The following is a 24,851-nucleotide window of genomic DNA, read 5'->3' as shown; positions in this document are numbered from 1 at the left end:
GATCCCCGGCACTTACCCATGGGGCGGCTCCTCTGGCGGGGCGGCGCGCCGCCCTCTGGGCCACAGCGAGGCAAGCCCGCTCAGGCGGGTCGGCCAGCTCAGCAGCAGCCAGGCCAGCGCGAGCGGCCAAGGATAGAGCTCCTGATTGGGACGATAGACTGTCTCCGGACGGGCCACCGGCTCCAGGCTGTCGAGGGCCTGGTTGATGGCCATCAAGTCGGCCTGGCTGCGGGCGCGAAAATAACGGCCGTGACCGAGCTCTGCCAGCCGTTGCAGCAGGGGTTCATCCAGCTCGGCGCTGGGATCGGCTCCCCCCTGCGGCTGGGCAAAGGTGCCGGGATCGGCGCCCACGCCCAGGGTGTAGAGCCGGATCCCCGCGGCGGCGGCCAGCCCGGCTTCGCGCAACGGATCCGCATTGCCCGCGGTGTTGCGGCCATCGGTGACCAGCAGCAGGGCGGTAGGGCGGGCAGGATCCGCATGCTGGCGCGCCAGCAGTATGGCTTCACCGAGGGCCGTGGTGCGCCCCACCAGATCGAAATCGAGCTCATCGCCCAGGGTCAGCAATGCCTTGGTCTCCTGAGTCAGGGGGGAGAGCAGGTAGGCGTGATCGGCGAAGACGATCAGGGCGATGCGATCGCCGGGGCGGGCGCTGATCAGGGCCTTGAGTTGCTGGCGCACGGCGCCGAGCCGGTCGCGTTGCTCCCCTTCATCCAGCATGTCCTGAGTGCGCATGCTGTCGGAGAGATCCACCGCCAGGATGAGATCCCGGCTGGCCTGATAATGAATGAGGGGCTCGACCTGCCATTGGGGGCGGCACAGTGCCAGCACCAGGGCGCACCAGCACAGCGTCATGCGCCAGAGCGGCTGCCCGGCCTGGGGCAGCAACAGGGGGAAGCCGTCGTGGACGAGTCGGGGACGAGCTCGGGTCTTGGCCTGGAGAGGGGGCAGACCGAAGCGCACCAGCAAGGGCAGCACCAGGGCGAGGGCGAACCAGGGCCAGGCGAGGATCATGGGGCGCCTCTGCGGCCCTGGGCCGGGACTCGTCGTTCCTTGAGCGGCCTTATCCATGGCGAACTGACACAGTGGCGCCCCCAGCCAAGGTAGGCGCGCCGCAACAAGGCCCGCTGCCGATCATCTGGCTGCTGCTGAGCGTAGAGCCAGCCGGACCAGTGTTCAGCCAGATCGCCAAAGTGGCTGCCTCCCCTGGCATCGAGCCAGGCGAGCCAGGCTTCCCCCTGCAGGGCGCGCGCCTCGGGCCAGCGGGCCAGCGCGGCTTGACGCAGCACGGCTTGCAGCTCGGGCACCAGCTCGGCGCTCTGCCAGTTAATCTGCCGTGCCCAGCGATGCTGGCGCCACAGTCTCAGCGTCAGGCTGGTGATCAGCGCCATGGCTAGCAGCGTGATCAACAACCAACCCCAGGCCAGCAGGCGAGGATCGGCCGCCGCCGCTAGCTCGGGCCCCGGGTGGATGTCGCGCAGCTGGCTCTGGATCTCATGTAGCCGCGCCTGATCGAGCGGCACCTGATCACCCGCGAGTGTCGCGGCTGAGGATGGGGTCGGGGTGATGCTCAGAGCAACCGGCATCCACCCTCCTGCCATTGGCGCTGCAGACTCTGGCCGTTGTCGAGCCGATAGAGGCGCTGGACCAGCGGCAGCAGTTGCTGCTGGCTGAGATCGCTCTGCTGCTCGGCCGCCTGCCGGTAGCGCTGGCGAAAGGCTGGCTGCCCCGCGTCGAGCCAGCCGCTGCGCTTGCCTGCCTGCACCGCCAGTCGCCCTTCGGTGGGCAGGCTTGCCTCGAGGGGATCCCGAATTTGCCAGTAATGGATATCGTGGCGACGACCGAGCAGTTGCAACTGCTGGGCGAGGGGCTCATCACAGGGCCGGTGATCGCCGATGATGGTCAATCTGGCCCCCTGGGGCAGCCGCAGCCGCGCCAGGGTCTGAGCCAGTGAGTGGGGAGGTGGCGTGCGCGCCAGTCCCGCCTCGTACTGCTGGCAGAGGGTCTGCAGCAAGGGCACCAGGGAGCCGCGCTGGTGCGCTATCTGCGGGGCCAGCCCGTGGCAGACTAGGGTGTTGGCCTGCTTTTCTCCCTGCCAGAGCAGGGCGGCGGCCAGCTCGCAGCAGAGGCGAGCCTTGAGTTGTGGCCCGGAGCCAAAATAGAGGGAGGGGGAGAGATCGAGCAGCAGCCAGTGGGCCTGCTCCTGCTCCTCGCCGTAGAGTCGGGTATAGGGGCGGCCGAGCCGGGCGGTCACCCGCCAGTCGATGTGACGCACCTCATCTCCGGCCTGATAGGCCCGCAGTTCGCGAAAGCTCAAGCCCGGTACCCGGCCGATCCGTCCCTGCCTCGCCTGATGTACCCGCGCCCTATGTCCCTGCCTCGCCCACAGCCGGATGGCCAGCAGTCGGGTCAGCGGCAAGGCGATGTCGGGATGGGCGCAGGGGGTTGGGATCAGGGACAAGGGATGGGGTCCGGCAGCTGTGTGATGAATGCCTTGTTGGCGGGAGTCACCATCCGTATCCGATGTCTGGGCCGGCGATAAAGAAGTGAAACGGCTTGGCAGAGGCTCAGGGGCATGGGATGACATCCAGCAGCAGCGAGATCAGCGCCTCGTTGTCGAGGTTGTCGGCCAGGGCCTGATAGCTGGGAATGAGGCGGTGGCGCAGCACGGCGGGGGCCAACTGCTGGATATCCTCCGGCAGCACGAAGTCCCGTCCCGCGAGCCAGGCCCGGGCCCGGGCGGCACGCGCCAGCCCTATGCTGGCCCTGGGGCTGGCACCGACCTCGATCAGAGGCTCGAGCTCGGGACAGAGCCCGCTGCCGGGGCGGGTGGCGCAGATCAGTTGCACCAAATAGTGCTCGAGGCGCGCCTGCATCTGTACGGCCAGCACCTCGTTTCTCGCCGCCAGCAGTGCATCCTGACTCAGGGTCATCGACGGTGGCTGCAACTGCTCGCCACGGGCATTGAGCTGCAAGATGGCGAGCTCCATGGCGGGGCTGGGGTAATCCACCATCAGCTTGAGCAGGAAGCGATCGAGCTGGGCCTCCGGCAGGGGGTAGGTGCCTTCCTGCTCGATGGGGTTCTGGGTCGCGGCCACCATAAACAGCGGCGGCAAACGCCAGCTCTTCTTGCCGACGGTGATCTGGTGCTCGGCCATGGCTTCCAGCAGGGCTGATTGCACCTTGGCCGGGGCCCGGTTGATCTCGTCCGCCAGCACCAGGTGGTTGAACAGGGGGCCGGGCTGAAACACAAAGCTGGCATCCTGGGGGTGAAACACCTCGCTGCCGGTGAGATCGGCCGGCAGCAGATCCGGAGTGAACTGGATGCGGGCAAAGCGCCCCTCCACCACGCCGGCCAGCGCCTTGACCGCCCGGGTCTTGGCAAGGCCGGGTGCCCCTTCGATCAATACATGTCCTTCACATAACAGGGCGATCAAGAGCCCCTCGATGAGGGGGCCCTGTCCCAGAACTTGACTGCCAAGATAGTCACTAAGTTGTCGGAACCCGGTCACGGCCATGGGATGAACCCGTTGTTTTAATAGAAGTTGCTCTTTTTATACCCCAGATACCCCCCGAGGGCGAGACGGGGGGCCAAGATGGTGACAATTTAGTTTCAATCAGCCGTATGAAAGTTGTGAGTGGATTGTTAAGATGTGGCGCAATGAGGTCAGACCTCTTCCCTTTTAACCAAGGAGCCAGGATGAAACAGCCATTGAAACTGACCACGCGCCAGGGCGAACGGATTGCCGTCGTGGCGGGTCTGCGCACTCCCTTTGCCAAGCAGGCCACCGCCTTTCATGGCGTCCCTGCGGTGGATCTCGGCAAGCTGGTGGTGAGTGAACTGCTCGCCCGTACCAGTCTCGACCCCAAGCTCATCGATCAACTGGTGTTCGGCCAGGTGGTGCAGATGCCGGAGGCGCCGAACATCGCCCGCGAGATAGTGCTCGGCACCGGCATGAGCGTCAGCACCGACGCCTATAGCGTGTCGCGCGCTTGCGCCACCAGTTTCCAGGCGGTGGCCAACGTCACCGAATCCATCATGGCCGGCACGGTCGACATCGCCATCGCCGGCGGTGCCGACTCCTCCTCGGTGCTGCCCATCGGGGTCAGCAAGAGCCTGGCGCGCGCCCTGGTTGACTTGAACAAGGCCCGCAATCTGCAGCAGCGCTTCAATATCCTGCGCCGTTTGCGGTTAAAAGATCTGATGCCGGTGCCGCCAGCGGTGGCCGAATACTCTACCGGCCTCTCCATGGGGCAGACCGCCGAGCAGATGGCCAAGAGCCACGGGATCAGCCGCGAGGCGCAGGATGCCCTGGCCCATCGCTCCCACAGCCTGGCAGCCCAGGCTTGGGCCGAGGGTAAGTTGAACGCCGAGGTGTTTACCGCTCACGTGCCCCCTTACAAGTCACCGCTGGAGCGGGACAACAACATCCGCGAGAGCTCCGATCTCGCGAGCTACGCCAAGCTCAAACCCGTGTTTGACCGGGTACACGGCTCCGTCACCGCCGCCAACGCCACCCCGCTCACCGACGGCGCCGCCGCCGTGCTGCTGATGCGCGAAGGCCGGGCCAAGGAGCTGGGTCTCGAGCCCCTCGGCTACATCCGCAGTTTCGCGTTCTCCGCCATCGACGTGTGGCAGGACATGCTGATGGGTCCCTCCTATGCCACCCCGCTGGCACTGGACCGCGCCGGCATCACGCTCGCCGACTTGACCCTCATCGACATGCACGAAGCCTTTGCCGCCCAGACCCTGGCGAACCTCAAGATGTTCGCCAGCCACGAGTTTGCCCGCGACAAGTTGGGCCGTGATCAGGCCATCGGCGAGGTGGACATGGATAAATTCAACGTGCTTGGTGGCTCCCTGGCCTATGGCCACCCGTTCGCCGCCACCGGTGCCCGCATGATCACCCAGACCCTGCACGAGCTGCGTCGTCGCGGCGGGGGCCTGGGGCTCAACACCGCCTGCGCGGCGGGTGGGCTGGGTGTGGCCATGGTGCTGGAGGTGGAATGATGGAGGCGAGCAAGATGAACACAGCAACATTTACCCTGGATATTCGCCAGGACGGCATCGGCATCCTGACCATGGATGTGGTCGGCGAGAGCATGAATACCCTCAAGGCCGCGTTTGCAGACGAGATCCGTGCCGTGCTGGCCGAGGTGAAGGGAAACAAAGATCTGATCGGTCTGGTGATCGTCTCCGGCAAGAAAGACTCCTTCGTCGCCGGCGCCGACATCGGCATGCTGGCGGCCTGTGCCAGCGCCCAGGATGCCCAGGCCATCTCCCGGGAAGGGCAGCTGGTGTTCGCCGAGATCGAAGCGCTGAGCATCCCGGTGATCGCCGCCATCCACGGTCCCTGCCTCGGTGGCGGGCTGGAACTGGCCCTGGCCTGCCATGGCCGGGTCATCACGGATCACGGCAAGACGTTGCTGGGTCTGCCGGAAGTGCAGCTCGGTCTGCTGCCGGGCTCCGGCGGCACCCAGCGTCTGCCGCGCCTCATCGGGGTCGCCAAGGCGCTGGATCTGATACTGACGGGCAAGCAGGTGCGCGCCAAGCAGGCCAAGAAACTCGGCCTGGTGGACGACGTGGTGCCACCCTCCATCCTGCTCGACGCCGCCATCAAGCTCGCCAAGAAGGGCAAACCGCGCCACGCGCTGAAACGGGATCTGCAAGGCAAGTTGCTGGAGACCAATGCGCTCGGTCGCAAGGTGCTGTTCGATCAGGCCGCCAAGGGCGTCAAGGCCAAGACCCGTGGCAACTACCCGGCGCCTGAGCGGATCCTCGAGGTGGTACGCATCGGCGTGGAGGAGGGGATGCAGGCCGGCCTCATCGCCGAGGCCCGTCACTTCGGCGAGCTGGTGATGACCCCGGAATCCGCCGCCCTGCGCTCCCTGTTCTTCGCCACCACCGAGATGAAGAAGGAGGTGAGCTATCAGGGCGCCGCCCCGCGCAAGGTGACTCATGCCGCCGTGCTCGGCGGGGGGTTGATGGGGGGGGGGATCGCCTTCGTCACCGCCACCAAGACCAGGGTGCCGGTACGGATCAAGGACGTGGGGAGTGCCGGCATCGGCAACGCCATGCGTTACAGCTACGATCTGCTGGCCAAGAAGCTTAAACGTCGTCAGATCTTGCGTAGCGAACTGGAAAAGCAGATGAGCATGCTGTCCGGTACCCTGGACTACTCGGGTTTCCACCGGGTCGACATGGTGGTGGAGGCGGTATTTGAGGATCTCGCACTCAAACATCAGATGGTGCAGGACGTGGAGCGCGAGTGCGGCGAACACACGGTGTTTGCCTCCAACACCTCCTCCCTGCCGATCAACCAGATCGCGGCCAATGCCGCTCATCCCGAGCGGATCGTGGGACTGCACTACTTCAGCCCGGTGGACAAGATGCCGCTCGCCGAGATCATTCCTCACGCCGGCACCAGCCCCGAGACGGTGGCCACCACCCTGGCCTTCGCCCGTGCTCAGGGCAAGACCCCGATCGTGGTGAAGGACGAGGCCGGCTTCTACGTGAACCGCATTCTCGCCCCCTACATGAACGAGGCGGCGCGGCTGGTGCTGGAAGGGGAGCCGGTGGAGGTGCTGGACAGCGCCCTGCTGGACTTCGGCTTCCCGGTCGGCCCCATCACCTTGCTCGATGAGGTGGGGATTGACGTGGGCGCCAAGATCTCTCCTATCCTCGAACGCGAACTTGGCGGCGAGCAGTTCCAGGCGCCCAAGGCGTTTGACAAGCTGCTGCAAGACGATCGCAAGGGCCGCAAGAACGGCAAGGGCTTCTACCTCTATGGCAAGGCCGCGCCGCGCAACAAGCTCACCGGCAAGGAGGGCAAGAAGACGGTGGACACGAGCGTCTACGGGGTGCTCGGGGTCTCCGTCTCGCCCAGGCTGGCCCGCCAAGAGATCGCCGAGCGCTGCGTGCTGCTGATGTTGAACGAGGCGGCCATGGCGCTCGATGGCGGGGTGGTGGCCTCGGCCCGGGACGGCGACATCGGCGCCATCTTCGGCATCGGCTTCCCGCCCTTCCTCGGCGGCCCCTTCCGCTACATGGACAGCCTCGGCATCGAGCATCTGGTCGGCCGACTTGAACACTACCAGAAGCGCCACGGGGACAGATTCGCCCCCTGCGCGCGGCTCAAGGCGATGGCGGCGGAGCAGCTGCGTTTCTACTCATAGCTCAGGGCCTGCCCGAGCAGATGGTGCAAGAGAGGCGACCCGGGTCGCCTCTCTTTTTTGCCGCCCTTGGCTGGGCTATGGTTGAGGGGAGGGTCGAACCCGCCACCGTGGTGGGCTTGGCAAGCAGATAATCGACTCAATAAGGGCTAAATTATTGATCTAGCGCAAACAAGTGGCCCATTTATTACTTTGGTGGCATAGGCGTTAGGCGCCGGTTGAGTTCAAATAGCGGCATCAGGAGCGGGGCATACCCGCCGCCAACGGGAACACCCATTTCACTGGATGAAGGACACACTATGAGTCTGCTTGAACAAACCATCTGGAACATCTTGGGATACGGGGCCATGCCTTTTATCTTTCTGAGCGGGTTCGTGGCCGTGGCAGTGACCTGCTGCTTGCTGCTCAATGCATTCGGGGTCAAGCCCGCCGAGAAGTGAGTCACCCTCGTTCATAGCGCCAAATGCCAGTCTCACGACTGGCATTTGTTTTTGTGCGTCCCCCAGACCCAAGGGTTTCACCAAGGTGGTCGAACCCGGCGCCGATTTTGATTACACTGGCGCGCAGTTTCAGGCGATCCCGCCCATTTCCAGCTATTCAAGGTTTTTATGGCTCTCAAGGCAACCGTATTCAAGGCCCAGCTCAGTCTGTCCGACATGGATCGCCACCTCTATCAGGATGTGTCCCTCACCCTGGCCCGTCACCCCTCCGAGACCGACGAGCGGATGATGATCCGGCTGGCCGCCTTCGCCTGGCATGCCGCCGAGCGGCTGGAGTTCACCAAGGGGCTCAGTGCCGACGATGAACCGGAGCTCTGGTGCAAGAACTACACCGACGAGATCGAGCTCTGGATTGAACTGGGTCAGCCCGACGAGAAGCGGCTGAAGAAGGCGTGCAACCGCTCCCGCCAGGTGGTGCTCTATCTCTACGGCGGGCGTGGTACCAGCGTCTGGTGGAAGCAGAACCAGGGCAAGCTCAGCCAGCATGACAACCTCAGCGTCATCGAGCTTTCCGACAGCCAGACCCTGCCGCTGACCGCCATGGTGGAGCGCACCATGCACCTCACCTGCACCATCTCCGATGGTCAGCTCTGGATCAGCAATGGCAACCAGGAAGTCACCCTCGACCCCGTGGTGTTGATGGGTCGCTCCGCCCGCGAACTGTAAACTGACTCGCCATGTTCGGCACACTGCTCGATATCGTCATTCCCGTGTTTGCATGAAAAAGGCCCACCTCGACGGTGGGCCTTTTTCATGGCAAGGCGCTCCTAACGGAGGCTCAACCCTGCGCTGTGCCCAGCACCAGCTTGCCGTCCTTGACCGGGATGGTGGCGCCCGGTGCCTGCTCCATGCGAATGATCCCTTCCTGACCGGCAAGGCGGTAGGTGACGTCATAGCCCAGGGTGCGGGTGCTGCTGTCCTGAATGGTCTTGCAGCGCTGCTCCGTGGTGGTGTAGGTGTCTTTGGCCTGGCGGTTGGCCTGTGCCTGACCGCCGGCATAGCCACCGGCCACGGCGCCAGCGACGGTGGCCACCTTCTTGCCGTTGCCACCGCCGAACTGGTTGCCGATGGCCCCGCCGATCGCCGCGCCGACCAGTTTGCCGGCGACTCTGTGCTCATCCTGCACCGGTTGCTGGTGGGTGACGGTGACGTCGTGGCACTCCTGGCGTGGGGTCTTGATGGTCTCGGTCACCGGCTTGCTGGCCAGCACCTCGGCGAACTGGGGCTCGGCGGAAAACATGGATCCGCTGGCGACGGCCGACAGCGCCAATGCGGAGGCGATGCCGACGCCGATACCTGCCAACATGGATTTGTTCATCTGACTCTCTCTAATGTGTAATTGGTCAATTGCGGCCTATTGTTGGATTTTTACTGCCACGGCTCAAGGGAAGGGCCCGCCAACTGCGACAGAGGCTGACGACATGAAAAGTGGCAGTGCCAATGCGATGTCGGCGATTGGCGACACAGGAATCAAGAGAGGCTATCGAGGCGGGGAAGGGCGTGTCTTGAGAGCGTGGCCGAGACGGCACAGATGAAAAAAGGCCCATCCTGACGGGATGGGCCTTTTTCCTGGCAGGGCGCTCCTAACGGAGTATCAACCCTGCGCATTGCTCAGTACCAGCTTGCCATCCTTGACCGGAATGGTGGGGCCGGGTTCTTTTTCCATGCGGATCACCCCTTCCTGGCCGGCGAGACGATAGGTCACGTCATAGCCCAGGGTGCGGGTGCTGCTGTCCTGCACCGTCTTGCAGCGCTGCTCTGTGGTGGTGTAGGTATCACCGGCCTGCATGTTGCCCTGTACCTGGTTACCGGCATAGCCACCGGCGGCGGCGCCGGCGACGGTGGCCACCTTCTTGCCGCTGCCGCCGCCGAACTGGTTGCCCAGCACGCCTCCCAGGGCTGCGCCTACGACGGTGCCCAGAATCTTGTGTTCATCCTGCACCGGCTTGCGGTGGGTGACGGCGACGTTGCGGCACTCCTGACGCGGGGTCTTGACGGTTTCGGTCACCGGCTTGCTGGCCAGCACCTCGGCAAATTGGGGCTGGGAGGAAAACAGGGATCCACTGGCGGCCGCTGACAGTGCCAGCGCAGAGGCGATACCGATCCCGACACCTGCCATCATGGACTTGTTCATCTTTCTCTCCTCGCTTGCTGTGATTGCCCACTGCTGGGGCTTGTGCTCATTCTTGGCATTTTGTGTCCAAGGCTCAAGCAATGAGGCCCTTGGTTGCGACAGAGGCTGACCGCGTAATAAACGACCTCCTTAAAAAGGCGTCTGTGATTGGCGACAAGAGGGAGAGGCTGAGCGGGGCGGAATAATTCAGATCAGGCGGGAATGAGGTTGCCGGGCTGTGGCAGAACCGGCTGATAGCTGCCCTGCGCCCCCATGTCGAGGATGGTGTAGTCCGCCAGATCCGGCGTGGCGGCATCCCGTCTGAGGCTCCGCTTGAGGGTGTCGAGCATGAGCGTCTCCAGCGCGAGGCGGTAGTCCATGAACTCGGCTTCGGTCAGTCGAAGCCGAGCCGTGATGAGATACGCCTGGCGATCGTGCGGCGCCAGATGCTGGACCCGAGCCTGCAGTCCCTCGATCAGCTGGTTCTTGAAATGCAGGGGGAAGCGGGCCGAATCCCGGAATGCCACGTGTTTGGGAACCCGCAGGCGAAAGGCCAATCCGGCTTGCATGGTCACGAGTTCGAGCTTCTCCAGCTCGCGCAAGTAGAGGTAGAACGAGGGGGCATCGAGCCCGAAATGCTGGCGCAGTGCCTCGGGGTCCGTGCCCTGCTGCAGGATCTGCAGCAGCAGGCTGTAGAGCTCGGGGCGCTGGCAGAAGGCGGCATCCTGCTGAGGGGTGAAGTGAGCGACGCTCGCCGCCAGCTGTTCGGCCTCCGTCAGGATCCGGGAGAGGGGAACATCGATCAGCGCCGCCATCGCCAGCATGCGATCCTGGGTCAAGGGTTGCGCCTGATTCAGCAGCCGCTTGTACGAGATGCCGGCACCCTTGAGGTAGCGCTTGAACAACTGGCATATCGCGTGATCGATGCTCTCTATGCCTTGGGGGGAGGTCATCTCATTATCCATTGGGTATCTCCTGATGACCGTTCTCTCGTAATGCCGGTCTGTTTTGGGCGAAGAGAGGGAGCCGGGAATGGACCGCAGAGAAATGGGGAGCATTGGGAGCCGGTCTTGCCCCTGCCGGCCGGGGTGCTGGCGTGCTTGCTGGTGTGTCTGGTGTGTCTGGTGTTCGGGCTGGCGGCCTGGGTTTGAGGTGTAAGCCCTGAACGGCGGGCCTGGCGATTGGTTGGGGGATCTGACTCATCTCCGCCAACCTAAGACGTTTTGCTAATACCTGTCGCGGATCCCCCTTGATACCCTCTCTTTCCATGAGACATTCGCCAGCAGGCATGATGCCCGGCGCCGTTTCTCGGCCGCACTTTAGCCGCACTTTAGCCGCAGTCTGGCCAATGACCGCCACCCGCTTTGTGCCCCATGTGAGGAAGGAACTCGATGACACAGCAGCACATCTATGAGACAGGCCTCGATAAGACCACCGCCAACTTTGACGCCCTGACCCCCTTGATCTTCCTGTCCCGGGCGGCCCGGGTCTACCCCGATTATCCGGCGGTGATCCACGGGGCACTGCGCCAGAGCTGGGCCGAGACTGAACGACGCTGTCGCCGGCTCGCCTCGGCCCTGCGCCGGCATGGCATCGGCGAGGGGGATACGGTCTCCATCGTCGCCCCCAATATCCCGGCGATGTTCGAGGCTCACTTCGGGGTGCCCATGAGCGGCGCTGTGCTCAACACCATCAACACCCGGCTCGATGCCGAGTCCATGGCCTTCATCTTTCAGCACGCCCAGAGCAAGGTGCTGCTGGTGGACAGGGAGTTTGGCGCCGTGGTGCGCAAGGCGCTGGCCCTGCTCGAACAGCCGCCGCTGGTCATCGCCATCGACGATCCCCTCTATCGGGAAGGGGAGCTGATAAGCGGGCTCGACTACGAGCAGTTCATCGCCACGGGGGATGCCGAGGAGCCCGGTTGGCTGCCGGCGGATGAATGGCAGGCGATTTCCCTCAACTACACCTCGGGCACTACCGGCAACCCCAAGGGGGTGGTCTATCACCACCGTGGCGCCCACCTCAACGCCATCAACAATGTGCTCTCCTGGGCGTTGCCCAAGCATCCCGTCTACTTATGGACCCTGCCGATGTTCCACTGCAACGGCTGGTGCTTCCCCTGGACCCTGGCGGCTACCGCCGGGGTGAGCGTCTGCCTGCGCCATGTGCAGGCGGGGGCCATCTATGAGGCGCTGCACACCCACAAGGTGAGCCATTTCTGCGCGGCGCCCATCGTGCTCAACATGCTCAACAACGCCGATCCGGCGCTGAAGTTGGGGCTCGATCACCCCATCAAGGTGATGACGGCGGGGGCGGCGCCTCCGGCGACGGTGATCGCCGGCATGGAGGCGATGGGCATAGCGGTGACCCACACCTATGGCCTGACCGAGACCTATGGCCCCTGCGTGGTGTGCGAGCCGCAGCAGAGCTGGGAGGGGCAGGATGCCGCCGCCCTGTCGCGACTCAAGGCACGCCAGGGCGTCGCCTCGCCGCTGCAGGGGGAGATGCGCGTTGCCAATCCCGTCAGTGGCGAGCCGGTGCCCCGGGATGGCAAGACCCTGGGGGAGATCTTCCTGCGTGGCAACATAGTGATGAAGGGTTACCTCAAGAATCCCTCCGCCAGTGAGGAAGCGATGGCCGAGGGCTGGTTCCACAGCGGCGATCTCGCGGTCTGGCACCCGGACGGCTATGTGGAGATCAAGGACAGATCCAAGGACATCATTATCTCGGGTGGGGAGAACATCTCCAGCCTGGAGGTCGAAGATGTGCTCTACCGTCATCCCGACGTGGACGAGGCGGCGGTGATCGCCATGCCGGACGAGAAGTGGGGGGAGGTGCCCTGCGCCTTCGTCAAGCTGAAAGAGGGCAGGGAGCTGAGCCAGGCCGAGCTGATTGCCTTCTGCCGCGAGCAGATGGCCCACTTCAAGGCCCCCAAGCGCATCATCTTCACTCCGCTACCCAAGACCTCCACCGGCAAGGTGCAGAAGTTTATGCTGCGCAAGAAACTGGAGTGAGGGGTTTGTCTTGCCGTCAAAAAAACGGGCCTTGGGCCCGTTTTTTTATCACCGCGGCAATGCCGATGAGGGATGGGGCCGAGTGATGGCGTTTGGCCTGCCCATTACCAATGCGTCAGCAGAGCCTTGCCCGGAGAAAAGAGACGATGGGTGGCTGAACGCTAGGCCCATCTGTGCTGATCTCGCAGAGGCTAGCGGGCATGACTGCCCTTGATGCGCTTGCTCAACGCCTCCCACAGGCCGGTGATGAAGTAATACAGCCCTCCCTCCTCACTGGCCTTGGTGTACTCCGTCAGCGGCTCAATCATGCCGCTCCTGAATTTCTCGATGGCCTCTTGATCGTCTGCCGCGTCGATATAATCCCCCACCACCTCGAAGCCTTGCTCGAGCAGTTGCGCCTTTTCAGGCAAGAAGGAGGGGGATGACATCAGCAAGAAGGTGACACTGGCGTGATCCTGTTCTTGGCGGAAGAACTGGTATTTGCTCATAAGGCCTCTAGCGGTGGGGGACGCAATAACATCATTATTCAGGGGAATCACCCCCTTGGGCAGACCCCATCTGCGGCATCAAAAGAGCCCCTTGTTCAGGTCAGCTTCAGTCAGCCGCACAATGACTTACCCTTCCCAAATTGCGGGCACAAAAAACGGGCCAAGTGGCCCGTTATTTATGCTATTGCGTGTTATTTGTTGTGGCGCTCGGCGAGCCGCTGTACCACATCCTTCAGGCCCAGCCCCTCGTTTTGCAGCAGGACGGTGAGGTGGTAGAGGAGATCTGCGGATTCGTTGATGAGCTCCTCCCTGTCCTTGGCCATGGCGGCGAGCGCCACTTCCACCCCCTCTTCACCGACCTTCTGGGCAATGCGCTTGGTGCCCTTGCCATAGAGGCTGGCGGTGTAGCTGGTAGCGGGATCCGCGCCCTTGCGCCCGGCCAGGATCTGCTCGAGCTCCGCGAGGAAGCCCAACGGCGGCACAGGGTGGCCGTCGAAGCAGGAGACAGTGCCAAGGTGGCAGGTGGGACCGACGGGATCGGCGGCGATCAGCAACGAGTCATTGTCACAATCGGTGTTGATGGCGATCAGTTTCAGTACATGGCCCGAGCTTTCGCCCTTGGTCCAGAGCCGCTGCTTGCTGCGGCTGAAGAAGGTGACCTGGCCGGTGGCCTGGGTTTTTTCCAGCGCCTCGCGGGTCATGAAGCCCTGCATCAGCACCTGGCCGCTGGCGGCGTGCTGGACGATAGCGGGGATCATGCCGTCGGTCTTGTCCCAGTCCAGGCGATCGATCAGTGGGGTCTGGTTGTTTACTGCTTGGTTATTCACGGATGGCGACTCCTTCGTTTTTCAGCCAGCGTTTCAATTCGGGAATGGGAATAAGGCCCTTGTGGAACACCGAGGCCGCCAGGGCCCCGTCCACGTCGGCGATAGTAAAAGCATCGAGGAAGTGGGCCATGGTGCCGGCACCACCGGAGGCGATGAGCGGCACCTTGCACAGGGCCCGTACCAGCTTGAGCTGTTCGAGATCGTAACCCTGGCGCATGCCGTCCTGATTCATCACGTTCAGCACGATCTCACCCGCGCCCCGCTGTTGCACCTCCTTGACCCACTCGAGGGTGGTCCAGGCGGTGGTGCGGGTGCGGCTCTCGTCACCGGTAAACTGCTTGACCTGATACTGACCACTGTCGGCATCGAAGTAGGAGTCGATGCCGACCACTACGCACTGCACGCCGAAGCGCTCGGCCAGGGCGGTGATCAGGGTGGGATCCGCCAGGGCGGGGGAGTTGATGGAGACCTTGTCGGCGCCAAATTCCAGGATCTGGCGCGCATCCTCCACGCTCTTGATGCCGCCGGCGACGCAGAAGGGAATGTCGATAACCTCGGCCACCCGGCTCACCCAGCTCTTGTCCACCACCCGGGCGTCACTGGAGGCGGTGATATCATAGAACACCAGCTCGTCGGCTCCCTCGCTGGCGTAACGGCGGGCCAGTTCGACTATGCCCCCCATGACTTCGTGATTTCGAAACTGCACTCCCTTGACCACCACGCCGTCTTTGACGTCGAGACAGGGGATAATACGCTTTGACAACATGCTCGTTGCTCCATGTAAAGCACGGTTAACAATCGATTCAGCCAGACGAGCCGGCATTCTCGCGATCCTGGATAAAGCGGGTTGGCATGGCGCAACCGCTGGCCGCATCTTGCGTGCTGGCAAGGGGGCCGGCACCGGCCGGGGCGGGAGAGCCCACACTATAAGCACGACCCCGTGCCCCGATCCAACCCTTTCTCCGCGATTCCTCTCCCCGCCATTGCTCAATGCCGGGTGATGGCGCCGGTTCCTTCCGAACGGAAGGCCAGCAGGTTGTCCTCCACCTGCTTCAGTCCCCTGATGGTGATCAGGGCACCGTCAAAGTCGAACCCCTTCAACTGCTGGGCCAGCAGGGTGCCTTGTTCGCCAAGGCCGGTGAGCATGGCGCCGGCGTGTTGATCGAACAGGGTGATGGCGGCGGTATCGCTCTGGGCCAGCAGTGCCTCCAGCTGGCGCAGCAACTGTTGCTGCCAGTGGCTGCTTGGTAGCGGGGCCAGGATGTCCGTCTGCTCATCTTCGGCCCCCAGCCGGAGCTCCAGCTCGACCAGATCCCGGCCGATGCCGGCGATCAGGGCCGCCAGCAGATCCTCTTCCTGCGCCCGCAGGGCCTGCTCCAGTTGCAACCCCTGCTCGGCAAGGCTGGTCAGACCCAAGGTCGCGGCGGCGCCGCGCAGACTGTGGGCCAGGCCAATGGCGCAGGGACGATCCCCTTTTGCCAGGCACTCGGCCAGGCGTTCTGTATCGCCCTGATGCTGGGCCGAGAAGAAGCGCAACAGCTTGAGGTATTTCTGTTGATCCCCTTGCAGCGCCGCCAGACCCTGTACCATATCCCAGCCGGGCATCTCCTGCAGCCGGGCGAGGGGCGCGCACCAGCGCTCGGCTGGCCGCAGAGGCGAGACTGCGCTAGGGGTGCCCGCCGGCAGCCACTGGCGCAGCGCCTCGAACAGCCTGGCCGGGGTGACGGGCTTGGTGATGAAGTCGTTCATGCCGGCGGCCTCGCAGGCCTTCCTGTCCTCCTCGAACGCACTGGCGGTGAGCGCCAGTATGGGCACCTGGTCCTGGTCGGGCAGTGCCCGGATGGCGCGGGTAGCGCTGTAGCCATCCATCAGCGGCATCTGTATGTCCATCAGGATGAGATCGAACGACTGGTGGCGGATCTTGTCCAGCGCATCCAGCCCGTTGACCGCGGTCTCTATGATGAGACCGCTGCCGGTGAGCAGCTCGGTGATCACCTCACGGTTGATGGCGTTGTCCTCCACCAGCAACAGGCGGGCCGGATAGGAGCAGAAGAATGGCTGCTTGGGCTGACTTGGCAGCACTGGTGGCAGGGGAATGCTCTTGCCTGGGGCGAGCTGGGCGGTGAACCAGAAGCAACTGCCCTTGCCGGGGGTGCTGTCGACCCCGACCTCCCCCCCCATCAGCTTGGCCAGCCGGCTGGTGATGGCGAGCCCCAGGCCGGTGCCACCGTACTTGCGGGTGGTGGAGACATCGGCCTGCTCGAAGGCCTGGAACAGCCTCTCGCGCTGCACCGCCGTGATGCCGATGCCACTGTCCTCCACCTCGAAGCGCAGCTGGTAACCATTGAGCAGCTTGCGCAGCATCCGTACCCGCAGGGTGATGGTGCCCGTCTCGGTGAACTTGATGGCATTGCCGGCGTAGTTGAGCAGCGCCTGACGCAGACGGGTGATGTCGCCGTTGAGCCAGACCGGGGTGCCATCGAGATCAATCTGGATGTCGAGCCCCTTGGCGCTGGCCTGCTCGTCCATCAGGGCGCAGACGTTGTCCAGCATGGCGACGAGGGAGAAGTCGTGACACTCCAGCACCATCTTGCCCGCATCGATCTTGGAGAGATCCAGGATGTCGTTGATCAGGGTGAGCAGGTGCTGGGCCGCGTTGTCTATCTTCTCCAGGCGATCGTGCTGACCGGCCTCTTTGGCGTCCCGCTTGAGCAGGTAGGTGAGCCCCAAAATGGCATTCATGGGGGTACGGATCTCGTGGCTCATGTTGGCGAGGAAGGCGCTCTTGGCCTGGTTGGCGCTCTCGGCGCGCTGATGAGCCTGGGCCAGCTGCTGGGTGCGCTCGCTGACCATCTCCTCCAGGTGGAAGCGATACTGATCCAGCTCCTTGCCGAGTTGCTTCTTCTCGGTGATGTCCGCCTGTACCGTCACGAAGTGGCTCACCTTGTCGTGATCCTGGCGAATGGGGGAGACGGAGGCCAACACCTGATAGTGGCTGCCATCCTGGCGCTGGTTGATGAACTCCCCGTGCCAGCGCAGGCCCCGCTTGAGTGCATCCTGCAAGGCAATATGGGTCGCCGGCGGGGTGAGGCCGGAGTCGAACAGCTGAGGGGTCTGCCCCAGCACTTCTTCCTCCGTGTAGCCGCTGGCGCTCAGGAAGGCGGCGTTGACGTACTCGATGCGCGAGTCGGTGTTGGTGATGAAGACCCCGTCCGGGCTCTGCTCAAGGGCTAGCGACAGCTGCCGCAACTGCTGCTCGGCCTGCTTGCGCTCGGTGATATCCTGCACGGTGCCATACAACTCAACTATGGTGCCATTCTCGTCTCGCAGGGCGGCGCCGCGGGCGATGATCCAGGCTCGCTCCCCGCTGGGGGTGATGACCTGGGCATCGCACTCGTAGGGGGCGCCATCCTGCAGGCAGCGATCCACGGCCAGACCCAGGGTGTGCCAAGCCTCTGGTGTGAAGTAATCCTGCACCTCGGGGTAGACGGCGGGGGGGAGCGAGGGATCCCGGCCATAGATGCGAAAGATCTCCGGGGACCAGTAGTGACTGTCCTGGGTCAGGTGCCAGCGCCAGTTGCCTATCTTGGCCAGCCGCTGGGATTCGCGCAGGATCACCTCGTTGCGGCGCAGGGCGGCTTCGGTCTCCTTGCGTTGCTGGTTGTCCTCGATGATGGAGATGAAGTAGTCCGGTTGCCCCAGCAGATCCTTGACCAGGGTCGTGGTCAGGGTTACCCAGAATGCCTCGCCCCCCTTGCGCAGGTAGCGTTTCTCCAGGGTGTAGTGCTGGCGCTCGCCGGCCAGCACCTGATCCACGTAGCCCTGGTCGATGAAGAGATCGTCCGGGTGGGTGATCTGCTGGAAGGTCATCTCCATCAGCTCGTCGACGCCATAGCCCACCATGTCGCACAGACGCTGGTTGACCCGCAACCACTTGCCATCGGGGGAGACCAGGGCGATGCCGACGGCCGCCTGCTCGAAGGTGGCCTGGAAGCGATCCTCGCTCTGCTGCAACCGGGACTGGGTGTTCAGCAGCTCCTGCCAGCGCTGGCTCTCCCTGATGCGGGAGCGGTGCATGGCTGCACTCAGCAGGGTGATCAGAATGCCGTTGGCAACCAGCAGACCCCATTGCACCTGATCCTGGCCGGAAGCGATAGAGAATTCGTGGCGTGGCGACAGGATGAAATAGGTGGTCATCAGGGCCACGCATAAGGTGCTGATGAGGCCGGGCAGCAGCCCCCCCAGCAGGGCGCAGACGATGATGGGCAGCATGAACAACACCAGCAGCGGCCGCTCCTCGACGGGGATGGGCAGCTGCAGCCGGATCAGCAGCACGAACAGGGGCATCAGTATGGCCAGCAGACAGGCGCCTATCCATTGCTGCCTGTTCAGGGGAAAAATCCATTTCATGCGGAACGCTCCTCGGGCGACAGGGGGAACCTGGGGCAGGGGATCTGGTGTGCAAATGGCATGGCCGAGGCCTTGGCGAGCAGCAGGTGCCTAGTCATGGGGCTCCTCGTGATCGTCACGGTAGCGCTCGGCGATGGCAATAAACTGCTCGAACTGGGTGTCGAAGACTGCCACCACGTCCGGATCGAAGTGCAGTCCGCTGCCCTGGAGGATGAGGCTCCTCGCCTGCTGATAGGGCATGGGGGGCTTGTAGACCCGGATGGTAACGAGGGCATCGAACACATCGGCCAGCGCCATCAGCCGGGCCGAGACCGGGATATTGTCGCCGTCCAGGCCGTCGGGATAACCGCTGCCATCCCACTTCTCGTGGTGCCAGTGCGCTATCTCCTTGGCCAGGGTGAGGAAGGCCAGGGGTTGGTCTATGTCTCGCTCCGCCTCCTCGATGGCGTCGCTGCCGAGCTTGGCGTGAGTACGCATGATGGGCCACTCCTCGTCGGTCAGCTTGCCCGGTTTGAGCAGGATCTGATCCGGGATCCCCACCTTGCCGATGTCGTGCAGGGGGGCCGAGCGGCTCAGCAACTCTATATAGGCGGGCGTCAGGGTATCGGTGAAGCGGGGATGGTTCGAAAGACCAATGGCAAGCTGCCGCACATAGAGCTGGGTGCGCAGTATGTGGTTGCCGGTCTCGGGATCCCGGATCTCCGCCAGATGGGCAAGGGCGCGGATGGTGACCTGCTGGATCAGATCGTTCTCCGCCATGCGCCTCGACACCTCGGCTTCCAGCAGCGCGTTCTGGCTCTGCAGCCCATCCCTCGCCTGTTGGGCCTCCAGCTGGGTGCGTACCCTGGCCTGGACGATGGCGGGATTGATGGGCTTGGTGATGTAGTCGGTGGCGCCGAGGGCCAGTCCCTGTGCCTCGCTGCGAGGATCGGAGAGGGCGGTGAGCAGCACCACGGGAATGTTGCGGGTGGCCGGATCGGCCTGCAGTCGGCGCAGTACCTCGTAGCCATCCATGTCCGGCATCATCACATCCAGCAGGATGAGATCCGGCTTGGGGGTGCCGGTGGCGATGCGCAGACATTTCTCGCCGCCCTGGGCGGCCAGCACGCGATAGACAGGGGTGAGCAGATCGGTCAGCACCATCAGATTCTCGGGCGCATCGTCGACGATCAGGATGGTGGCGGCTTGGGCCGTGAACATGGCGCCTCCGTGACGCAAAAGTGTCAGTCGAGTATAGAGTCGATTGTTACCAAAGGATAAATGATGGCTCAGACTCGACGATGCACCAGTATGGAGCCCGCAAAAAGCGGGCTCACCCAGCGGTCCCGATCAGCGAGCCCAGCAGTCGATGGCGTCCCTGACGTCGAATTTGCCCTCCAGGAGGGCGCGTCCGAGGATGATCCCCTCGACCCCTGTGCCCTTGAGCGCCTCGATGTCGGCAAGACCACCGATGCCGCCGGAGGCCTGGAAGGCGACGCTCGGGTAGCGGGCGCAGAGATCCCGGTAGAGCTCGACGTTGCTGCCGGCAAGGGTGCCGTCCCGGCTGATGTCGGTGCAGAGCACGTGCCTGAGGCCGACGGGGAGGAAGCGCTCGATCAGTGCCTCTATGGTTACCCCGCTGTTTTCCTGCCAGCCCGCCACCGCGATCTGGCGATTACCCTCGGCGTCGATATTGACGTCCAGCGCCAGTACGATGCGCTCGGCGCCATATTTTTCCATCCAGCTCGCCACCAGCTCCGGGGACTTGACCGCGGTGGAACCTATTACCACCCGGTTGGCGCCGGCGGCCAAGAGATCGGCCACGTCCTGCTCGGTGCGCACCCCACCGCCCACCTGCACCGGTGCCCTGGTAGCGGCGAGCAGCTCGGCGATGAGGGCAAGCTGGCGCGCCTTGGCATCCTTGGCACCATCCAGATCCACCAGGTGAAGTTGCTGTGCCCCTTGCGCCACGTAGTCGTCGAAGCGCGTCTGAGGGCTGCTGCTGTAGGCGGTCTTCTGGCCGTAGTCGCCCTGGTAGAGGCGGACCACCTGCCCGTTAATGAGATCAATTGCCGGAATAATCATGCCAGTTACAGCTCCAAAAAGTTTTGCAGTAGGCGGGCACCGGCCGGGCCGGAGCGCTCCGGGTGGAATTGGGCGCCAAAGAAGTTGTCTCGCCCGACGATGGCGGTGAAGGGGCTGCCATAGTCGCAGCGGGCCAGCGTCGCGTCCGTCACCTCCAGGGCATAGGAGTGGACGAAGTAGAAATAGCTGCCGCTCGGGATGTCGCGCAGCAGCGGGTGGGTCTCGTCGTGTTCGATCTGGTTCCAGCCCATGTGGGGCAGGCGCAAGTTGCCCACCTCCATCAGCCGGATCTTGCCGGGGACTATGCCGAGGCAGTCGATCAGCGCACCGTCGTGGCCATCTTCGCCCGCCATGGTCTCCTCGGAGGCCTGCGCCAGCATCTGCATGCCGAGGCAAAAGCCGAGCACAGGTTGCTTGGCTGCGCGAATAAGCGGGACCAGGTTGCGCTCGTTGAGGTTGCGCATGGCGGCAACGGCGGTGCCGACCCCCGGCAGGATCAGCTTGTCGGCAGCCTCGATGTCGGCGGCCTGGCAGGAAACCTGCGGCTGCACGCCGAGGCGCTCGAACGCCATCCGCACCGAGGCCAGATTGGCGCAGCCGGTGTCGATAATCACCAGGTTCTGCTTGCTCATGTCGTGCTCCCCATGCTGTTGCCTGAGGTTGGATCGTCGATGCTGACCAGTGTCTGCTTCGTCATCACAACACCCCCTTGCTGGAGGGCAACTCGCTTCCCTCGACCCGGATGGCTTGGCGCAGGGCGCGGCCGAAGCCCTTGAACAGCGCCTCCACCTGGTGGTGAGTGTTGCCGCTGCCGACCTTCATCTGCAAGGTGATGGCCATGGCGTCCGACAGGGAGCGGAAGAAGTGCGGCACCATCTCGGTGGCCATCTCCCCCACGCTGTCACGGCCAAAGCCGCTCGGGCAGTCGAACACGAAGTAGGGGCGACCGCTCAGGTCCAGCGCGGTGGCGACGTCGAGCTCGGTGAGGGGGGCTGCGTCATCGCTATGGCGAGGACGGCCATCGATCACCGCCTGCACCTCGTCCATTGCCAGCACGAAGCCGAAGCGACCGATGCCGCGCTTGCTGCCGAGCGCCTGGCGCAGGGCCTGACCCAAGGCGAGGCCGACGTCTTCCACAGTGTGGTGATCGTCGATGTGAAGATCGCCGCTTACTTTGAGCTTCAACCTGAAACCCGCGTGGGTCGCAATCTGATCCAGCATGTGATCGAAGAAGCCGATGCCGGTGACGATCTGGTTGCCGCCGCTCTTGTCGAGATCCACCGCCACCTGGATGCGGGTCTCCTTGGTGTAGCGCTCCACCTCGGCGATCCGCCCCTTGGACAGCAGCTGATCACGGATGGCGAGCCAGCCGTGATCTTGCGGCTGGTAGCGGATGCCACGGATGCCCATGTTGTCGGCGAGTTGCAGGTCGGTCTGCCGATCGCCAATCACGAAGGAGTTCGCGAAATCGATGCGACCGGAGGCGAGGTACTCTTTCACCAGCCCGAGGTTCGGTTTGCGGCAACTGCAGCCGTCGGTCGGGAAGTGAGGGCAGATCAGCACCTGCTCCCAGTTGACGCCCTGTGACTCGAACAGGTGCATCATCAGGTCGTGAGGCGGCTGGAAGTTCTCAAGGGGCAGGCTGGCAGTGCCAAGCCCATCCTGGTTGGTCACCATCACCAGCACGTAACCCGCGGCCTGCAGCTCGCGCAGCACCGGGATCACCATGGGCTCGAAGCGCAGCTTGGCGAGGCTGTCCACCTGCTTGTCGGTCACCGGCTCCTCGATCAGGGTGCCGTCGCGGTCGATAAACAAAAACGGGGTCTTCATCTGTTACATCCTTATCAGCGAGTGGCAGACAGCTTGTCGGCGGGTATGTGGTTGGCAGAGACATTGCGCAGCACCTCGAGCACCGCATCCATCTCTCCCTGATAGCCGATGGTGATGCGGATACTGTTATCGAGCCCCGGCTTGGTGGAGAAGTCCCGCAGTATGATGCCGGCGGCCTTCATGGCGGCAAAGACGCTGGCGCCATCGTCAAAACGCACCAGCACGAAGTTGCCCTTGTCCTCGAAGATCTCCTTCACGCAGGGAAGCTTGGTGAGCTCGGCCTTGATGATGGCTTTTTGCTTGTTGAGCTCGATCACCCGCTCCTGCATCAGCTCCAGCCCCATGGGGGAGAGTGCCTGGGCCGCGATCTGGGCGATGGGCTCGGGGATGGGGTAGGGCGCTATCACCTTGGCCAGCATGGCGATGACCTCCGGATCCCCCAGGGTGAAGCCGCAGCGGATGCCTGCCAGCGCAAAGGCCTTGGAGAGAGTGCGAGTCACCACCAGGTTCGGGAAGCGGGTGAGCAGGTCGACCACGGACGCCTCCGGGCAGAACTCGATGTAGGCCTCGTCTACCACGATGAGAGCGCGATCCTGGGCCTTCTCCAGCAGCTTGATGAGGCCCTTGCGGCCCACCAGATCCCCGGTCGGGTTATTGGGGGAGCAGAGGAATACCAGCTTCACGTCTGACAGGCGATCCTGGATGGCGGGCCAGTCCGGCTGGCGGCTGGCGGTCAGCGGCTGCTCGACGATGCCGACGCCGCAGGTCTCGGCGCTGATGGCGTACATGCCGTAAGTGGGCGGGCAGATGAGGATCTGATCCTCCCCGGCCTCGCAGAAGGTGCGGATCAGCAGCTCGATGGCCTCGTCGGCACCGCGGCTCACCAGCACCTGGTCCGGGTTCACCCCCGCATAGGCAGCGTAGCCGTTGACCACCGCGGCCGGTTGGCACTCGGGGTAGCGGTTGAGGCGGCTTCCCTCGATGGTGAAGGGGTAGGCCAGCGGTGCCTCGTTGGCATTGAGCCAGACATGGCCGTTACCACCGATGCGGCGGGCAGACTGATAAGGGGTGAGGGCCCGCACCACGCGACGAGCCAGATTGGCGATGCTCATGACAAATCCTTCTGCTGTGCTTTTTGTTGGAGGGCAAGGGCGTTCAATCGCAGGGTAACGGCGTTCTTGTGGGCATCGAGCCCCTCTGCCTCTGCAATGCGCTGGACGATGGGGCCAAGCCCCTGGATGCCCTCGCGGCTCAGTTCCTGCACCGTGTAGCGGCGCTGGTAGTCAGCAAGCCCGAGGCTCGAGCAGGTGCGGGCATAGCCATAGGTGGGCAGGGTGTGGTTGGTGCCGCTGGCGTAATCCCCCACCGATTCCGGTGTCCACTGGCCGAGGAAGATGGAGCCGGCGTTCTCGAGCCGATCCAAGAGGTCCCGCGGCGCCTCGGTCTGCACTATCAGGTGCTCGGGGGCGTAGGCATTGGAGATGGCGCAGGCCTCGTCGAGGCTGTCGCACAGGACAACCAGGCTTGAACCGAGGGATTGCGTTGCGATATCGCGGCGACTGAGCCGGGCCAGCTGCGCTTTTATCTCGCCACCGATGGCATCGGCCAGGCGCGGCGAGGTGGTGACCAGCACCACCTGGCTGTCCGGGCCGTGCTCGGCCTGGGAGAGCAAGTCTGCCGCCACGAAGGCCGCGTTGGCACTCTCGTCGGCAATCACCAGCACTTCGGAGGGGCCGGCCGGCATGTCGATGGCGGCGCCGCGCCAATCGCGGGAGACCTGCCCCTTGGCCTCGGTCACGTAGGCGTTGCCCGGGCCGAAGATCTTGTCCACTTTCGGAATGCTCTCGGTGCCATAGGCCATGGCGGCGATGGCCTGGGCGCCGCCGATGGCAAACACCTGGCGCACGCCGCAGGCGCGGGCGGCAAACAGGATCTCGTCGCTGGCGGGGGACGGGGTACAGAGCACCACCTCCCGGCAACCGGCGATGGCGGCCGGAATCGCCAGCATCATCACGGTGGAGGGGAGCGGCGCGCTGCCCCCCGGCACATAGAGGCCGACCCGACTGATGGGCTGGGTTCGCAGCTCGCAAACGACGCCGGGCTGGGTTTCCACCCGCACAATCGGCTGCACTTGGGCTGCGTGGAAGGTGCGAATGTTGTTAATGGCCGTATTGATAGCATCTTTGATGTCATCACCGAGACGCGCGCAGGCGGCGTCCGTCTCGGCCTCGCTCACTCGCAACTGCTCGCGAGGGACGCGCTCGAAGCGCAGGCTCAGCTCGCGCAGGGCCTGGTCGCCCCGGCTGCGCACGGCGGCGATGATATCTCGCACCACGGCGCCGATGTCGGCCTCGTCACTCAAGGCAGGCCTGGTCAGCACGTCGGCCTGTTGGGCGGGGGAGAGGGTCTTCCAGATCAGGGTCTGCATGTGTCTC

General features: G+C 64.0%; 22 protein-coding genes. 5 read left to right on the top strand and 17 right to left on the bottom strand.

What is annotated here, in order from left to right; genetic code table 11:
* Positions 1 to 12 precede the first annotated feature (12 nt).
* Genes ACZ9IL_RS07270 through ACZ9IL_RS07255 form a run of 4 tightly spaced genes read right to left on the bottom strand, consistent with a single transcriptional unit; the run spans position 13 to position 3,515 of the window.
* Positions 13 to 1,011, bottom strand: coding sequence for a VWA domain-containing protein (locus ACZ9IL_RS07270; protein WP_476002915.1), 999 nt, complete (start codon positions 1,009 to 1,011; stop codon positions 13 to 15).
* The gene (locus tag ACZ9IL_RS07265; RefSeq protein ID WP_476002914.1) at positions 1,008 to 1,583 is read right to left on the bottom strand and encodes a DUF4381 domain-containing protein; all 576 of its coding nucleotides are present in this window, start codon (positions 1,581 to 1,583) and stop codon (positions 1,008 to 1,010) included. The genes ACZ9IL_RS07270 and ACZ9IL_RS07265 overlap by 4 nt, the downstream gene beginning before the upstream one ends.
* On the bottom strand, positions 1,568 to 2,584 hold the full coding sequence (locus ACZ9IL_RS07260) for a DUF58 domain-containing protein (protein WP_476002913.1): 1,017 nt from the start codon (positions 2,582 to 2,584) through the stop codon (positions 1,568 to 1,570). The genes ACZ9IL_RS07265 and ACZ9IL_RS07260 overlap by 16 nt, the downstream gene beginning before the upstream one ends.
* Positions 2,565 to 3,515: an AAA family ATPase gene (locus ACZ9IL_RS07255; RefSeq protein ID WP_476002912.1), complete on the bottom strand. Its 951-nt coding sequence runs from the start codon at positions 3,513 to 3,515 to the stop codon at positions 2,565 to 2,567. The genes ACZ9IL_RS07260 and ACZ9IL_RS07255 overlap by 20 nt, the downstream gene beginning before the upstream one ends.
* 182 nt (positions 3,516 to 3,697) lie before the next feature.
* Here ACZ9IL_RS07255 and fadI point away from each other — a divergent pair, with 182 nt between their 5' ends.
* From fadI to ACZ9IL_RS07235, 4 genes are all read left to right on the top strand, one after another.
* Positions 3,698 to 5,008 carry an acetyl-CoA C-acyltransferase FadI gene (gene fadI / locus ACZ9IL_RS07250; RefSeq protein ID WP_476002911.1) on the top strand — a complete coding sequence of 437 codons (1,311 nt, stop codon included), beginning with the start codon at positions 3,698 to 3,700 and terminating at the stop codon, positions 5,006 to 5,008.
* A gap of 14 nt (positions 5,009 to 5,022) precedes the next feature.
* On the top strand, positions 5,023 to 7,173 hold the full coding sequence (gene fadJ, locus ACZ9IL_RS07245) for a fatty acid oxidation complex subunit alpha FadJ (RefSeq protein WP_476002910.1): 2,151 nt from the start codon (positions 5,023 to 5,025) through the stop codon (positions 7,171 to 7,173).
* 296 nt (positions 7,174 to 7,469) lie between these two features.
* Positions 7,470 to 7,610: a TIGR02808 family protein gene (locus ACZ9IL_RS07240; protein ID WP_081966246.1), complete on the top strand. Its 141-nt coding sequence runs from the start codon at positions 7,470 to 7,472 to the stop codon at positions 7,608 to 7,610.
* A gap of 168 nt (positions 7,611 to 7,778) precedes the next feature.
* Positions 7,779 to 8,336, top strand: coding sequence for a YaeQ family protein (locus tag ACZ9IL_RS07235; protein ID WP_476002909.1), 558 nt, complete (start codon positions 7,779 to 7,781; stop codon positions 8,334 to 8,336).
* 112 nt (positions 8,337 to 8,448) lie between these two features.
* On the opposite strand, the gene ACZ9IL_RS07230 is transcribed toward ACZ9IL_RS07235, so the two are convergent.
* The 3 genes from ACZ9IL_RS07230 to ACZ9IL_RS07220 all read right to left on the bottom strand — a co-directional run bounded on the left by ACZ9IL_RS07230 (position 8,449) and on the right by ACZ9IL_RS07220 (position 10,736).
* Entirely contained in the window at positions 8,449 to 8,988 is a 540-nt protein-coding gene (locus ACZ9IL_RS07230; protein ID WP_476002908.1) for a glycine zipper 2TM domain-containing protein, read from the bottom strand.
* 276 nt (positions 8,989 to 9,264) lie between these two features.
* Positions 9,265 to 9,804, bottom strand: a complete 540-nt coding sequence (locus tag ACZ9IL_RS07225; protein WP_476002906.1) for a glycine zipper 2TM domain-containing protein — start codon at positions 9,802 to 9,804, stop codon at positions 9,265 to 9,267.
* A gap of 191 nt (positions 9,805 to 9,995) precedes the next feature.
* A complete protein-coding gene (locus ACZ9IL_RS07220; RefSeq protein WP_476002905.1) occupies positions 9,996 to 10,736 on the bottom strand; it encodes a hypothetical protein in 741 nt (246 codons plus the stop codon).
* Between the two features lie 438 nt (positions 10,737 to 11,174).
* Between ACZ9IL_RS07220 and ACZ9IL_RS07215 the strand changes: the two genes are divergently transcribed.
* Positions 11,175 to 12,797, top strand: coding sequence for an acyl-CoA synthetase (locus tag ACZ9IL_RS07215; RefSeq protein WP_476002904.1), 1,623 nt, complete (start codon positions 11,175 to 11,177; stop codon positions 12,795 to 12,797).
* 191 nt (positions 12,798 to 12,988) lie between these two features.
* Here the strand turns inward: ACZ9IL_RS07215 and ACZ9IL_RS07210 are convergent, their stop codons facing one another.
* The 10 genes from ACZ9IL_RS07210 to hisD form a co-directional block, all read right to left on the bottom strand.
* Complete coding sequence (locus ACZ9IL_RS07210) at positions 12,989 to 13,285, bottom strand: hypothetical protein (RefSeq protein ID WP_476002903.1); 297 nt, start codon at positions 13,283 to 13,285, stop codon at positions 12,989 to 12,991.
* A gap of 191 nt (positions 13,286 to 13,476) precedes the next feature.
* On the bottom strand, positions 13,477 to 14,112 hold the full coding sequence (hisIE, locus tag ACZ9IL_RS07205) for a bifunctional phosphoribosyl-AMP cyclohydrolase/phosphoribosyl-ATP diphosphatase HisIE (RefSeq protein WP_476002902.1): 636 nt from the start codon (positions 14,110 to 14,112) through the stop codon (positions 13,477 to 13,479).
* Positions 14,105 to 14,878, bottom strand: coding sequence for an imidazole glycerol phosphate synthase subunit HisF (hisF, locus tag ACZ9IL_RS07200; RefSeq protein WP_476002901.1), 774 nt, complete (start codon positions 14,876 to 14,878; stop codon positions 14,105 to 14,107). Before hisF ends, hisIE begins: the two co-directional genes overlap by 8 nt.
* Before the next feature lie 221 nt (positions 14,879 to 15,099).
* The gene (locus ACZ9IL_RS07195) at positions 15,100 to 18,522 is read right to left on the bottom strand and encodes a PAS domain S-box protein (RefSeq protein ID WP_476002900.1); all 3,423 of its coding nucleotides are present in this window, start codon (positions 18,520 to 18,522) and stop codon (positions 15,100 to 15,102) included.
* 90 nt (positions 18,523 to 18,612) lie between these two features.
* Entirely contained in the window at positions 18,613 to 19,722 is a 1,110-nt protein-coding gene (locus tag ACZ9IL_RS07190; protein ID WP_476002899.1) for a response regulator, read from the bottom strand.
* Positions 19,723 to 19,851: 129 nt separating this feature from the next.
* The gene (gene hisA, locus ACZ9IL_RS07185; RefSeq protein WP_476002898.1) at positions 19,852 to 20,586 is read right to left on the bottom strand and encodes a 1-(5-phosphoribosyl)-5-[(5-phosphoribosylamino)methylideneamino]imidazole-4-carboxamide isomerase; all 735 of its coding nucleotides are present in this window, start codon (positions 20,584 to 20,586) and stop codon (positions 19,852 to 19,854) included.
* Between the two features lie 5 nt (positions 20,587 to 20,591).
* Positions 20,592 to 21,218, bottom strand: a complete 627-nt coding sequence (gene hisH / locus ACZ9IL_RS07180; protein ID WP_476002897.1) for an imidazole glycerol phosphate synthase subunit HisH — start codon at positions 21,216 to 21,218, stop codon at positions 20,592 to 20,594.
* 64 nt (positions 21,219 to 21,282) lie between these two features.
* Entirely contained in the window at positions 21,283 to 22,416 is a 1,134-nt protein-coding gene (gene hisB / locus ACZ9IL_RS07175; protein ID WP_476002896.1) for a bifunctional histidinol-phosphatase/imidazoleglycerol-phosphate dehydratase HisB, read from the bottom strand.
* A 14-nt stretch (positions 22,417 to 22,430) separates the two neighbouring features.
* Entirely contained in the window at positions 22,431 to 23,528 is a 1,098-nt protein-coding gene (gene hisC / locus ACZ9IL_RS07170) for a histidinol-phosphate transaminase (protein ID WP_476002895.1), read from the bottom strand.
* Positions 23,525 to 24,844, bottom strand: a complete 1,320-nt coding sequence (gene hisD / locus ACZ9IL_RS07165; RefSeq protein ID WP_476002894.1) for a histidinol dehydrogenase — start codon at positions 24,842 to 24,844, stop codon at positions 23,525 to 23,527. The genes hisC and hisD overlap by 4 nt, the downstream gene beginning before the upstream one ends.
* Between the last annotated feature and the right edge of the window lie 7 nt (positions 24,845 to 24,851).

It is taken from the genome of Aeromonas sp. TECH754, assembly GCF_056279295.1.
Note: the sequence above shows the minus strand (reverse complement) of the source record. Positions and strands in the feature narration are given on the sequence as shown.